The organism is Cellulomonas citrea (assembly GCF_009829685.1).
Taxonomy (GTDB): Bacteria; Actinomycetota; Actinomycetes; order Actinomycetales; family Cellulomonadaceae; genus Cellulomonas; species Cellulomonas citrea.
Map to the genome: position 1 here is coordinate 1 of NZ_VWSD01000093.1, position 12,006 is coordinate 12,006.

The 12,006-nt window shown below is 73.7% G+C and carries 12 protein-coding genes; 5 read left to right on the plus strand and 7 right to left on the minus strand.

What is annotated here, in order from left to right:
* Positions 1-434 precede the first annotated feature (434 nt).
* The 3 genes from F2B26_RS10850 to F2B26_RS10860 all read left to right on the plus strand — a co-directional run bounded on the left by F2B26_RS10850 (position 435) and on the right by F2B26_RS10860 (position 3,067).
* Positions 435-1,853: a phosphohexomutase domain-containing protein gene (locus tag F2B26_RS10850; protein WP_159809222.1), complete on the plus strand. Its 1,419-nt coding sequence runs from the start codon at positions 435-437 to the stop codon at positions 1,851-1,853.
* On the plus strand, positions 1,854-2,069 hold the full coding sequence (locus F2B26_RS10855) for a Trm112 family protein (RefSeq protein WP_159809224.1): 216 nt from the start codon (positions 1,854-1,856) through the stop codon (positions 2,067-2,069). It begins immediately after the preceding gene.
* A 74-nt stretch (positions 2,070-2,143) separates the two neighbouring features.
* On the plus strand, positions 2,144-3,067 hold the full coding sequence (locus tag F2B26_RS10860; protein ID WP_159809226.1) for a cation diffusion facilitator family transporter: 924 nt from the start codon (positions 2,144-2,146) through the stop codon (positions 3,065-3,067).
* 7 nt (positions 3,068-3,074) lie between these two features.
* Here the strand turns inward: F2B26_RS10860 and F2B26_RS10865 are convergent, their stop codons facing one another.
* Genes F2B26_RS10865 through F2B26_RS10875 form a run of 3 tightly spaced genes read right to left on the minus strand, consistent with a single transcriptional unit; the run spans position 3,075 to position 5,847 of the window.
* A complete protein-coding gene (locus tag F2B26_RS10865) occupies positions 3,075-3,908 on the minus strand; it encodes a ChbG/HpnK family deacetylase (protein ID WP_159809228.1) in 834 nt (277 codons plus the stop codon).
* Entirely contained in the window at positions 3,905-4,630 is a 726-nt protein-coding gene (locus F2B26_RS10870; protein ID WP_159809230.1) for a glycosyltransferase family 2 protein, read from the minus strand. Before F2B26_RS10870 ends, F2B26_RS10865 begins: the two co-directional genes overlap by 4 nt.
* A complete protein-coding gene (locus F2B26_RS10875) occupies positions 4,627-5,847 on the minus strand; it encodes a putative hexosyltransferase (protein WP_159809232.1) in 1,221 nt (406 codons plus the stop codon). The genes F2B26_RS10870 and F2B26_RS10875 overlap by 4 nt, the downstream gene beginning before the upstream one ends.
* Positions 5,848-5,992: 145 nt before the next feature.
* Between F2B26_RS10875 and F2B26_RS10880 the strand changes: the two genes are divergently transcribed.
* Positions 5,993-6,814 (plus strand): DMT family protein, encoded by an 822-nt coding sequence (locus tag F2B26_RS10880; RefSeq protein WP_159809234.1) that lies wholly within the window; start codon positions 5,993-5,995, stop codon positions 6,812-6,814.
* On the opposite strand, the gene galE is transcribed toward F2B26_RS10880, so the two are convergent.
* Together galE and F2B26_RS10890 are read right to left on the minus strand one after the other, a co-directional pair.
* Positions 6,811-7,791, minus strand: a complete 981-nt coding sequence (gene galE / locus F2B26_RS10885) for a UDP-glucose 4-epimerase GalE (protein ID WP_159809236.1) — start codon at positions 7,789-7,791, stop codon at positions 6,811-6,813. The two genes, F2B26_RS10880 and galE, sit on opposite strands and share 4 nt — an antisense overlap.
* A 7-nt stretch (positions 7,792-7,798) precedes the next feature.
* On the minus strand, positions 7,799-8,617 hold the full coding sequence (locus F2B26_RS10890) for an RDD family protein (protein WP_159809238.1): 819 nt from the start codon (positions 8,615-8,617) through the stop codon (positions 7,799-7,801).
* A 56-nt stretch (positions 8,618-8,673) separates the two neighbouring features.
* Between F2B26_RS10890 and F2B26_RS10895 the strand changes: the two genes are divergently transcribed.
* Positions 8,674-9,663, plus strand: coding sequence for a stage II sporulation protein M (locus F2B26_RS10895; RefSeq protein ID WP_159809240.1), 990 nt, complete (start codon positions 8,674-8,676; stop codon positions 9,661-9,663).
* Here the strand turns inward: F2B26_RS10895 and F2B26_RS10900 are convergent.
* The gene (locus F2B26_RS10900) at positions 9,660-11,000 is read right to left on the minus strand and encodes a DUF58 domain-containing protein (RefSeq protein WP_159809242.1); all 1,341 of its coding nucleotides are present in this window, start codon (positions 10,998-11,000) and stop codon (positions 9,660-9,662) included. The two genes, F2B26_RS10895 and F2B26_RS10900, sit on opposite strands and share 4 nt — an antisense overlap.
* Before the next feature lie 2 nt (positions 11,001-11,002).
* Positions 11,003-11,971 carry an AAA family ATPase gene (locus F2B26_RS10905; RefSeq protein ID WP_159809244.1) on the minus strand — a complete coding sequence of 323 codons (969 nt, stop codon included), beginning with the start codon at positions 11,969-11,971 and terminating at the stop codon, positions 11,003-11,005.
* Positions 11,972-12,006 lie beyond the last annotated feature (35 nt).

Below are 12,006 nucleotides of genomic sequence, written 5' to 3' on the forward strand. Positions count from 1 at the left end.
GCCGCGCCCGCCTCGGCCGAACCAGGGCGGCACCGGGCGCACCTGCGGGTGCTCGACGGGGGCGAGAGCTAGATGGCTCGCCGCCGGCCCGACGACCCGGCCCCGCTCGGCTCCTTCAGCCAGCCGGTCGGGCCGCCCGTGCCGGGCACCGAGGCGTGCCAGTCCTGCGGCGAGGTCAGGATCACCCGGATCCGGATGCGTACGCCCAGCGGGATCCCTGCGGTGTTCGTATCCTGCCCCAGCTGTGAGAGGAACGCCTGGTTCCCCGTCGACGGTGACGGCGAGCCGTTGGACCCTGCGGCCGTCGGCCCGGTCGACTGAGGTCGTCCCCGCTACAGTGGGCGGAGCCGGACGCCCGTGCCGCCTGTGGGCCCGGGGCGCACGCGTCGGGGTCTAGGTCCGGGAGTCGGGACAGCGATGAGGTCGGACGAGCAGTGAGCAGGCTGGACGCGGTCGTCAACGTCTACGACGTGCGCGGACGGGTGCCGGAGGACCTCGACGAGAGGTCGGCCACGGCACTGGCTGCCGCCTTCGCCGACGAGGTGGTGCTCGCCGAGGGCGGCAGCACCGCGGTCGTCGGCCATGACATGAGACTGACCTCCCCGGCGCTGGCGGCAGCGGTCGCCGAGGGGCTCGCGGCACGTGGCGTCGACGTGGTCGAGCTCGGGCTGTGCTCGACCGACGAGCTGTACTACGCCTCTGGCGTGCGGCGTCTGCCCGGCGTCATGGTGACCGCCTCGCACCACCCGGCCGGCTGGAACGGGCTCAAGCTCTGCCGGGCGGGGGCGGCCCCGGTCGCCGAGGACTCCGGTCTGGCGCAGGTGGCCGACCGGGCCCAGCACTACCTCGACGAGGGGCTGCCGGCGGCCGGGACGCTCGGGACCGTGTCCACGTGGGACGTGCTCACCGACTACGCCGCCATGCTGCGCGGCCTCGTCGACCTGCAGGGCATCCGGCCGCTCGTCGTCGTCGTCGACGCGGGCAACGGCATGGCGGGGCTCACCGTGCCTGCCGTGCTCGGGGCGGATGCCGGGATCGAACCGCCGCCGGTCCGGGTCTTCGAGGTGCACATGCGGCTCGACGGGCGGCTGCCGCACCGTACGGGGGGTCCGCTCGAGGCCGAGTCGCTGTCCGACCTGCGTGCGGCCGTGCTCGAGCACCACGCCGATCTCGGCCTGGCCTTCGACGCCGACGCGGACCGCTGCCTCGTGGTGGACGAGACGGGCGCGGCGGTCAGCCCGTCGGCGATCACGGCACTCATCGGGCTGCGCGAGGTCGAGCGCGAGCAGCGCGCCGGACGCGAGGCCACGGTCATCTGGAACCTCATCACCTCCCGCGTGGTGCCCGACCTCATGGCGGCCGCCGGGGCGAGCACGGTGCGGACCCGGGTGGGCCACTCCTACGTCAAGCGCGAGATGGCGGCGGCCGGGGCGGTGTTCGGTGGTGAGCACTCCGGCCACTACTACTTCCGCGAGTTCTTCTACGCCGACGACGGCCTGCTCGCGGCGCTGCACGTGCTGGCGGCCCTCGGCGAGCAGCAGCACCCCATGTCAGTGCTCGCCGACCTCTACCAGCCGTACAGCGCGAGCGGCGAGATCAACCTGCACGTCCCGGACGTGGGTGCGGCCAAGGACACCGTCCGGCGCGCCTACGCTGGGAGCATGGGCCCCGTCGAGGTCGACGAGCTCGACGGGCTCACGGTCTCGCACTGGGACGGGGTGCCGCAGTGGTGGTTCAACCTGCGCGAGTCGCAGACCGAACCGGTGCTGCGTCTCAACGTCGAGGCGGCCGACGAGGACATCATGATCAAGGTGCGCGACGACGTGATCGCGCTGGTGGAGGGCGAGGCCTGAATGGCGACGACGACGAGCGGTCCGCAGCTGGAGCCGTGGGTGCGCGAGCTGCTGCGGTGCCCGGTGACGGGTGCGGAGCTGGTCGACGGCACCGGGCCCGACGGTGCACCGGAGCTCGTGAGCACCGACCCGGACCGTCCGTTGGCGTACCCGGTGCGCGACGGCGTCCCGGTGCTGCTCGCCTCCGAGGCCCGCGAGGTCCGGTCGGCCGACTGAGCACCGTGGCTCTGCCCGCCCGTTAGGCTGCGCACGGCCGAGGGACCAGACGGCCGAGCGACGAAGGAGCGGGGATGTCGAGCGGGAGCGGGACCAAGGCGATCGTGGCGGCACTGTCCGCCAACATCGGGATCGCGATCACCAAGTTCGTGGCGTTCCTGCTCACGCAGTCCAGCTCGATGCTCGCCGAGTCGGTGCACTCCCTGGCCGACTCGGGGAACCAGGTCCTGCTGCTGCTGGGCGGGCGCCGGGCGCGTCGTGTCGCCGACGCCGAGCACCCCTTCGGCTACGGCCGGGAGCGCTACGTCTACGCCTTCATCGTCTCGATCGTGCTGTTCAGCCTCGGCGGGCTGTTCGCGCTGTACGAGGCCTGGCACAAGTGGGGCGACCCGCACCCGATCGAGGGGCGCTGGTGGTGGGTCCCGCTTGCGGTGCTCCTGGTCTCGATGGGGATGGAGGGCTCGTCGCTGCGCACCGCGGTGCACGAGTCCAACCACGTGCGCGGCTCGCGGTCCTGGTGGCAGTTCATCCGCAGCGCCAAGGCTCCGGAGCTGCCCGTCGTGCTGCTCGAGGACGCCGGTGCGCTCATCGGTCTCGTGCTCGCGCTGTTCGGCGTCGGGCTGACGCTGCTCACCGGTGACGGACGCTGGGACGCGGCCGGGACGGCGGGCATCGGTCTGCTGCTCGTGGTGATCGCCGTCGTGCTGGCGGTCGAGATGAGCTCGCTGCTCGTCGGCGAGTCGGCGTCGGCCGAGGACGTCGCGGCGATCCAGGCTGCGCTCGTCGGGGACGCGGTGGCGTCGGTGATCCACCTGCGCACGCTCCACCTGGGGCCGGAGGAGCTGCTGGTCGCGGCCAAGATCGAGGTGACCGGGGGAGATGCCGCGTCGATCGCGCAGGCCATCGACGCGGCCGAGGTGCGGGTCCGGGCGGCCGTGCCCACCGCCCACCTCATCTACCTCGAGCCGGACCTGCGCCGCGCCGCCGCGGCCGGCTGAGCGGCGATCACGCGTTCAGTGCGCTGAACCCGTCCAGGCGGTAGCCGCAGTCGGCGACGAGCGTGCGGGTCTGCGGGTCGAGCAGCATCGCGAGCTCCTCACCCCAGTGGTAGTCCCAGACGAACCGCCCGAGCTCGCGCTCACCGGCGGTGCCCGGGTGAGCGTTGATCTCCAGGCTGGGGGCACCGCGTCGGGCCGCGGCGCGCACCGCGGCGGCGAACCGTGCGGCGTCCATCGACCCGGCCTCGTCCAGACCGGCGTAGTCGGCGGTCCCGGCCAGCCCGGCGCGAGCCACCCGTCGGCGCAGCGACCGACCCAGCACCTCGACCCCCAGCCCGACGGGGGAGTGCGCGTGGCTGCGGGTGAGCCGCACCGTCGGCACACCGGCCTTCGTGGCCAGCTCGATGACGACGGCAGCCACCGACGGCCACAGGTGGGTGTGCTGGTGGGTGTCGACGTGCGTGACCGGCAGCCCCAGGCCGAGCACCCGTTCGAGCTGGGCGGACAGCTCCCGGCGCACGTCGTCGGGGTCGAGGCGGCCGGTCAGCCCGCGGGCCACGACCGTGCGGTAGGACAGCGGGAACGCCCCGCGGGCATCCACGAGCGTCGGGACCTCCCGGGCGCTCAGCAGCGGGGGGTCCTCGCCCACGAGCGCGAGGTGCGCGCCCAGCTCGAGGCCGGGCCGGTCGCGAAGCACGCGGGCGGCGTCGTCGAAGGCACGGCCGACCGCCAGCAACGACGTCGCCGTGACGATCCCCCGGTCGTACCCGGCGGCGACCGCGGCGTTGACACCGGGGGTCAGGCCCAGGTCGTCGGCGGTGACGATGAGCGAGCGGGTCACGGGTGGCGCAGCTCGCGGCGCAGGGTGACCAGCTCGCGCAGCAGCGCCCAGATCACCGACGGTGACGACAGCGTCGAGATGCCCCGGGTGCGGGGGAAGTAGTCCACCCCGATCTGCAGGATCTGGAACCCGGCGTTGCGGGCCCGGATCACCATCTCGGCGTCGATGAACGAGCTCTCGCTCACCGGGTGGACCACGTCGAGCACCTGTCGGGTGAAGAGCTTGAACGAGAAGTTGATGTCCCGCAGCCGGGTCTTGAACATGAGCTGGATGAGCCCGTTGTAGAAGAAGGAGTAGATGGTGCGCAGCGGCCCCTCGCCGGTCCGGTCGAGGCGGTAGGCGCTCACCACGTCGACCTCGTACGTGCGCAGCACCCGCAGCGCCCGGCGCAGCTCGCCCATCTCCCAGGGCAGGTCGGCGTCGGTGTAGAGCACGTAGTCACCGGTGCTGGCGGCCAGACCGGTCTTGATGGACCCACCGAGCTTGCGGTTGCGCTCGTGGTGCACGACGCGCACGTGCGGGTCCGCCGCGGCCATCGCGTCGGCGATCTGCGGGGTGCGGTCCGTGGAGGCGTCGTCGACCACGATGAGCTCGTAGTCACCGATCGCGCCTTCGTCGACCAGCTCGCGGCAGACCGTGCGCGCCGCCTCGACGGCTCGCTCGGCGTACGCCTCCTCGTTCCACATCGGGAAGAAGATGGACAGCAGGGCGTCGCTGGTCATGAGACCTCCCGGTTTCGTGCGAAGTACAGGGTCAGGACCACCATGACGACCGCCATGAGGCCGACCACGACGGTCGTCACCCAGCGCGGGCGCTCGGCGAGCCAGTCACCGCCGGCGGCCAGGGCGGGGAACGCCGCGAGCGCGTACCGACCCGCTCCCATGAAGTCCTTGGTGCCGAGGATGGGGATGGCGATGACGACCGCGGTGTAGGCGGCGTAGCCCCAGCCGAACCGTCGGACCACCCGCGGCAGCAGCAGCACGACGAGCAGGCAGGCGAGCGCCTGCAGACCCAGGTTCACGCCCATCCGCCAGTGTCCCTGGGCCATCGCGTCGATGAGGGCCACCTTGAACCAGGTGTGCGGCCCGACGCCCTGGTCCCAGCCGGGGGCTGACTCGACCTCGACGAACGCCAACGGGTTGCCGAAGGAGGTCCACAGGTAGGCCATCCAGGCGAGCAGTCCGCCGAACGCGAGGAGCACACCGGTGTGCCGCGGCCGGACGCGGCGGACGGCCACGACGACGTCACGCCACCCTGTCCCGCCGGAGTTGGCAGCGAGCATCTCCAGGGTCCGCACGACCAGGCCGACGGCCACCGCCACGCCGAACGGTCGGCTGGCGACGGCCAGTGCCCCGACCAGTCCTGCCGCCACGTACCACCGACGGTCGAGGAGCATGAACGCGCCGATGGCCAGGAGCAGGAACATGCCGTCGGCGTAGACCGGTCCGTGCAGGAAGAGCGTGTACGGGTAGGCGAGGATCACGGCGATCGCGAGCACGGCTGAACGGCGCGGCAGTCGCTGCCACACCCAGTGCCCGAACAGCACCACCGCGGCGAGCCCGAAGGTGACGGACAGCACCTGCCCGACCACCTGCACGAGGGCACCGTCGTGCGTGTCGCCGACCAGCGCCACGAGTGCCCGGTTGATCAGCGGGAAGACCGGGAAGAAGGCGATCGAGGACTGCTGACCGGGGGAGTAGGAGTAGCCGTCGCTGACGATCGCCCAGTACCACCCGGAGTCGAACCGGAACCATCCGTCGAGCCAGTGCAGGCCGGTATGGCCGAGGCGGCCCATGGTGGAGTCCGCCCAGGTCGTCACGACGGTGAGCGCCAGCGTCACCGCGAGGAAGACGCCGGCCACTGCTGCCCAGGGGTACCTCGACTCGTCCGTGGTGACCGCACGGTCCGCCGCGACGCGGTCGGAACCGCTCTGCTCCATCCGTCGTCCCCCTGTCCGGAACCCCAACGGGACGCCGATCAGGTACGCGACCTCGTCGGCGGCCCGACCTTCGCCAGGGAGCATAGTTGTCCCCCGACGGGGTTTGGTTCACGACGTGCGGGGGTTCGGTGTGGGGTGGGCTCTGGTGGCCGTCGCGATGGCGGCGCTGTGCTCGGGGGCCGCGCTCGTGCTGCAGGCGCGTGCGGCGCGGTCCGGGCAGGGCACGGACACGATGCACGTCTCCCTCGTGTGGCGGTTGGTACGCGACCGCACCTATCTGGCCGCGATGGTCCTGGTGGCGACGGGCTTCCTGCTCGCCTTCGCGGCGCTGCGCGTGCTGCCGGTGTTCGTCGTCCAGGCGGGGCGGGCCTCGTCCCTCGCGGTCGCCGCGCTCCTCGCCAGCCGGGTGCTCGGTACCCGGATGCGGCCGTTGGAGTGGGGCGGCCTTGCGCTCACCGGTGTCGGTCTGGTGCTGCTCGCGTCTGCCACCACGACGGTCCGCGCGGCCAGCTCGTCCCTGGCCCCGACGGTGCTGGTCGTCGTCGCGGTGCTGCTCGCGGGCTGCGGGTTCTGGGCGGCGTCCCGGCCGCCGTCCCGGGGGCACGGCGTGGTGCTCGCGGTCCTCGCCGGGTGCGGGTTCTCCGTGCTGGCCGCCGGGGTGCACACCCTGGTGGACCTGGCCCCGCTGGCCCTGATCACCTCACCGGCGGCCTGGGCGGCGGCGGCCGGAGGCGGGCTCGGGCTGCTGCTCACGGCCCTGGCGTTCCAGCGGGCGCCGGCGGTCGCGGTGTCGGCCGTCGTCACCGGTGTCGAGACCGTGGGCGGCGCTGCGCTGGGCGTGCTGCTGGCCGGGGACCACGCGGCGCAGGGTCGGGGACTGCTCGCGATCGGCGGGTTCGTGCTGGTGCTCGCGGGCTCCACGGTGGTGGCGCGGTTCGGCACCCCCGAGACGATCGCGGTCTCCTAGGAGGTTCGCGCGCCGACCTGGGGCGCCGTGGCCGCCCAGGCGCTCGTGAGCATGTCGTCGACGTCGTACCGGGCACGCCACCCCAGGCGGGTCGCGATGGCGTCCACGTCGGCCACCACGGACGGAGGGTCGCCGGCGCGCCGTCCGAGGGCGCGGGCGCTGCCCGGTCGCCCGGCCAGGGCCGTGAGGCGCTCGACCACCTGGGACACCGAGGTGCCGTGGCCCGTCCCGACGTTGAGCACGTCGGGCGCCGTGCCCGCCTCGAGCCCGTCCAGGGCCGCCAGGTGTGCCTCGGCGACGTCCTGCACATGGACGAAGTCGCGCACGCACGTGCCGTCGGACGTGTCGTAGTCGGTGCCGTAGATCACGGGGGCGTCCCCGCGGCGCAGCGCGGCGATCGTGGCGGTCACGAGGTTGCCGGTGCCGTGGTCGGCCAGCTGCGGACGGAGCGCTCCGGCGACGTTGAAGTAGCGCAGGGCGACGGCCCGCACCCCGTGCGCCTGGGCGGCGTCCTGCAGCAGCCACTCGCCGACGAGCTTGGTCCGTCCGTACGGGTTGACCGGGTCTGTCGGATGGCGCTCGTCCACCGGGTCCGGGCCTGTGCTGCCGTACACCGCCGCCGACGAGGAGAAGACCACCCGCTGCACCTGCGCCTGGACCAGTGCATGCAGCAGGTGCACGAGGCCGCCGACGTTCTGCTCGGCGTACCACAGCGGACGGGCGACGGACTCGTCGACCCGCTTCTTCGCGGCCAGGTGCACCACCGCGGTCACCCCGTGCTCCTGGGCCGCGGTGACCAGGGCCGGGACGCACCCGGGGTCGGCCAGGTCGAGCCGGACGAGAGGAACCTCGGGCACCGCGTCCCGTCGCCCGGAGGACAGGTCGTCGACCACCACGACGGACCGGCCCGTGGCCGCCAGCGCCGCGACGACATGCGCACCGATGTAGCCGGCACCGCCGGTCACCATGACTGTCATCGCACCCTCACGCGGTGGGGTCCGGCACGCCGTACGGCAACCGGGTGAACGTGTCCGCCTCGCCCTGCGTGCGCCGGGTGCGGGCGGCCTCGACCACCAGCTCACGTTCGCGGCGTTCGGCCAGCACCGCCGCCAGGAACACCTCAGGGTGAGTCCCGGCGGGTGGCCAGGGCTGCACGTAGGCGAGCACCTGGGTCGTCAGGCTCGTCCCCAGCTCGGCGCGGGCGACCGGGTTGAGCCGGTCCACCCGCCCCAGGAACTGGCGGGCGGCGAGCGCCAGCGAGTCCGGCAACCGCGCCACGTCCGCGCTGCGGGCCCACCACACCAGGGACGGCGGCATGACCAGCGGTGCCCGGGTGCTCGGTCCGCCGCGCACCCGCACGGCGTACGTCCCGGCGACCATGTCGCCCAGGCGCCTGCCGCGGGGGTTCACCATCGACGCGATGATGGCGGGCACCCCGAGCGTCGCCCAGATCTCGACGACCGCGACCAGGCCCCGGATCATCGCGTGCCGCACCGTGACCGGCCCGCCGTCGTCGCGCACGATCCGGACCCCGGCCGCCAGCCGCCCGAGCGACCGGCCCCGGCTGAGCGTCTCGATGGTCACCGGCGCGATCACCAGGACGACGGCCGTCACGACGACCACCGAGATCCGACCGCCAGCCTCCGACTCCACACCCACGGCGGCCACCGCGATCATGGCGCCGAACAACGCGACGACCGCGAGCCCGTAGTCGATGGCCGCGCCGAGCAGCCGGGACGCGAACGAGGCGGGCTCGGCCTCCAGGAGCACGCCCTCGCCGGTGAGGATGCCCTGGGTCGTCACCTCTGCACCGTAGCCGACCGGCGACCAGGACCCGCGCCGGATGGCAGGCTGTCCCCGTGGACCTGGACGCCTTCACCGCCGTGCACGCCCCCCAGTGGGACCGGCTCGACGAGCTGTCGCGTCGTCGTCGGCTGTCCGGTGCGCAGGTGGACGAGCTGGTGCGGCTGTACCAGGCGGCGGCGACCGACCTGTCGACGGTGCGGTCGGCCGCGCCCGACCCGGTGGCAGTGATGCGGCTGTCGCAGCTGGTCGCACGCGCCCACGCACGTCTGGCCGGTGCGCACACCCCCGCCTGGGAGCAGGTGGGGCACTTCCTGCTCGTGTCCTTCCCTGCGGCGCTCTACCGGATCCGCTGGTGGACGGTCGCGGTGATGGCGGCCTTCGCCCTTGTCGCGGTGACCACCGGGTGGCACCTGGCCCAGCATCCGGACGTGCTCAACGCGACGATGTCACCGGCCGACCAGCAGCAGTACGTCGACCAGATGTTCGCCCAGTACTACGACCCCGGGGCCGGGTTCGCCGCCATGGTGTGGACCAACAACGCCTGGATCGCCGCGGTCTGCGTCGCGTCCGGCATCACCGGGCTCGGACCGGTCCTCATGCTCGTGCAGAACGCCGTGAGCGTCGGCCAGATCGGTGCCGTCATGGCCACACACGGTCAGCTGGGGCTGTTCTTCCAGCTCATCAGCCCGCACGGGATGCTCGAGCTCACGGCGATCTTCGTCGCCGGCGCCGCGGGGCTGCGGATCTTCTGGGCCTGGATCGCCCCGGGGCCGCGGCCGCGGGGGCGCGCCCTCGCCGAGGAGGGCCGGGCGCTGTTCACCGTCGCGCTCGGCCTCGTGCTCGTGCTCGCCGTGTCCGGGCTGATCGAGGGCTTCGTCACCGGGTCGACGCTGCCCTGGCCGGCGAAGATCGCGATCGGCGCGGTCGCGCTCACCGGGTTCTGGACGTACACGATCGTGCTCGGCCGCCGGGCGGTCGCCGACGGGCAGACCGGTGACCTGGCGCCCGATCGCGCCGGCTACGCGCTGGCCACCGCCGGCTAGAGCCGGCCGGCGGCCTTGAGCGCCAGGTAGGTGTCGGCCAGCCGGGGCGCCAGGTCCGCAGGCAGGGCCTCGACCACCTCGACGCCTCGGCGGCGCAGCCGCATCGCGACGGCGGCGCGCTCCAGACCGGCGCGCTCGGCAGCCGCCGCGTCGAACACCTGCCCGACGCCGTCCCGACCAGTACGCAGCTCGTCGAGCTCGGGGTCGGCCACCGCGGCGACCACCACCTGGTGGCGCTGCGAGAGCTGGGTCACCACGTCGAGCAGACCCGCCTCGGCCACGGCGGGGTCGATCGCGGTGAGCAGCACGACGAGGGCTCGCTGCGACAGCCGCGCACGCACCTGGGCGGCCGCAGCCGGCCAGTCCGTCTCCACGAGCGCCGGCTGGACGTCGGCGAGGGACTGCGCCATCGCGGCCATGAGGCCCGCCCCGCTGGTCCCGGCCACCCGGCTGCGCACGGCACGGTCGTAGGCCAGCAGCTCGACCCGGTCGCCGGCCCGGCCGGCCAGCGCCGCCAGCAGCAGCGCGGCCTCGATCGACGCCTCGATGCGCGGGGCGTCGAGCACCCGGACGGCGCTCGTGCGGCCCGTGTCCAGCACGATCATCACGCGGCGGTCGCGCTCGGGCCGCCAGGTGCGCACCACGACGTCACCCCGTCGGGCGGTGGCACGCCAGTCGATGGAACGCACGTCGTCCCCGTCGACGTACTCGCGCAGCGAGTCGAACTCGGTGCCCGAGGCGCGCACCTGGACCGCGGCCCGCCCGTCGAGCTCGCGCAGCCGTGCGAGCCGGGACGGCAGGTGGGCGCGGGAGACGAACTCCGGGAGCACCCGCAGCCGCCCGGGCAACGGGATCCGCGCCTGCCGACCCGCCAGGCCGAGCGGCCCGAGCGTGCGGATGACGACGAACGGTGCGACGAGGTCGCCGCGTCGGGTCGCCCGTACGGCGGTCCGGGTGCGCACCCCCTCACCCGGGCGCAGGTCCACCGCGGACAGCGGGGTGCGGACCCCCAGCCGGGGGACCCCCGTCGCACCTGCCGTGCCCGCTGCGGGCAGCAGGGCCGACGGCGGCCAGGCGTCCCGCACGAGCCCGCGCAGCCGACGTGCACCGGTGTGGGTGAGCGTGAGGGTGGAGGTCGCCGGCTGGTTGACGCGCACCGAGCCGGGCACGTCGCGACTCACCGCCACCTGGCGGGGGGAGGCAGCCAGCGCGATGTCGAGCAGGCAGGCGGCGACCACGAGCAGGCTCCACACCAGCACCGTGAGCGGCACCGGGAACAGCACCGCCGGGATGACGCCGAGCGCCGCCAGCGCGACCCCTCGCCAGGTGAGCGTCATCGTCAGCGCGGCACCGGGACGGCGGACAGCACGGAGTCCAGCACCGACTCGGCGGTCACGCCCTCGAGCTCGGCCTCGGCGCGCAACGCGACCCGGTGTCGCAACGTGGGGTGCGCGAGCGCCTTGACGTCGTCCGGGGTGACGTAGGTGCGGCCCTGCAACCAGGCCCAGGCGCGTGAGGTCGCGAGCAGCGCCGTGGCGCCGCGCGGGGAGACCCCGAGGGACAGCGACGGCGACTGGCGCGTCGCGCGGGCCACCGCGGTGATGTAGCCGAGCACGTCCCTGGACACCTGGACACGGGCCACCTGCGCGCGCGCCTGGGCCAGCACACCGGCGTCGGCGGCCGGCCGCAGCCCGGCCGCGGCCAGGTCACGCGGGTCGAAGCCGGCGGCGTGTCGTGCGAGCACCTCGACCTCCTCGTCCTGCGCGGGCAGCGGCAGCAGTAGCTTGAGCAGGAACCGGTCGAGCTGGGCCTCGGGCAACGGGTAGGTGCCCTCGTACTCGACCGGGTTCTGGGTCGCGATGACGATGAACGGGTCCGGGAGCGGACGCGCCAGCCCGTCGACGGACACCTGGCGCTCCTCCATGGCCTCCAGCAGCGAGGCCTGCGTCTTGGGGGGCGTGCGGTTGATCTCGTCGGCCAGCAGGAGGTTGGTGAAGACCGGTCCCTCCCGGAACGAGAACTGGGCGGTGCGCGCGTCGTACACGAGCGAGCCGGTGACGTCCCCGGGCATGAGGTCGGGGGTGAACTGCACCCGCTTGGTGTCGAGGGCCAGGGCGGCTGACAGCGACCGGACCAGCAGGGTCTTGGCGACCCCCGGCACGCCCTCGAGCAGCACATGGCCCCGGCACAGCAGGGCGATGACCAGGCCGGTCACGGCCGCGTCCTGCCCGACGACCGCCTTGGCCACCTCGCTGCGCACCTGACCGAGCGCGGTGCGCAGCGCGGCCGAGCTCGGGTCCTCGACCAGCGGCTGCGGGGCGTGGCGCGGCGGCGCCTGAACGG

Coding starts and splice junctions, on each gene's coding strand:
- F2B26_RS10870 (WP_159809230.1), bottom strand. CDS start 4,630: ATGACCAGCGACGCCCTGCTGTCCATCTTCTTCCCGATGTGGAACGAG.
- galE (WP_159809236.1), bottom strand. CDS start 7,791: ATGACAGTCATGGTGACCGGCGGTGCCGGCTACATCGGTGCGCATGTC.
- F2B26_RS10875 (WP_159809232.1), bottom strand. CDS start 5,847: ATGGAGCAGAGCGGTTCCGACCGCGTCGCGGCGGACCGTGCGGTCACC.
- F2B26_RS10900 (WP_159809242.1), bottom strand. CDS start 11,000: ATGACGCTCACCTGGCGAGGGGTCGCGCTGGCGGCGCTCGGCGTCATC.
- F2B26_RS10860 (WP_159809226.1), top strand. CDS start 2,144: ATGTCGAGCGGGAGCGGGACCAAGGCGATCGTGGCGGCACTGTCCGCC.
- F2B26_RS10855 (WP_159809224.1), top strand. CDS start 1,854: ATGGCGACGACGACGAGCGGTCCGCAGCTGGAGCCGTGGGTGCGCGAG.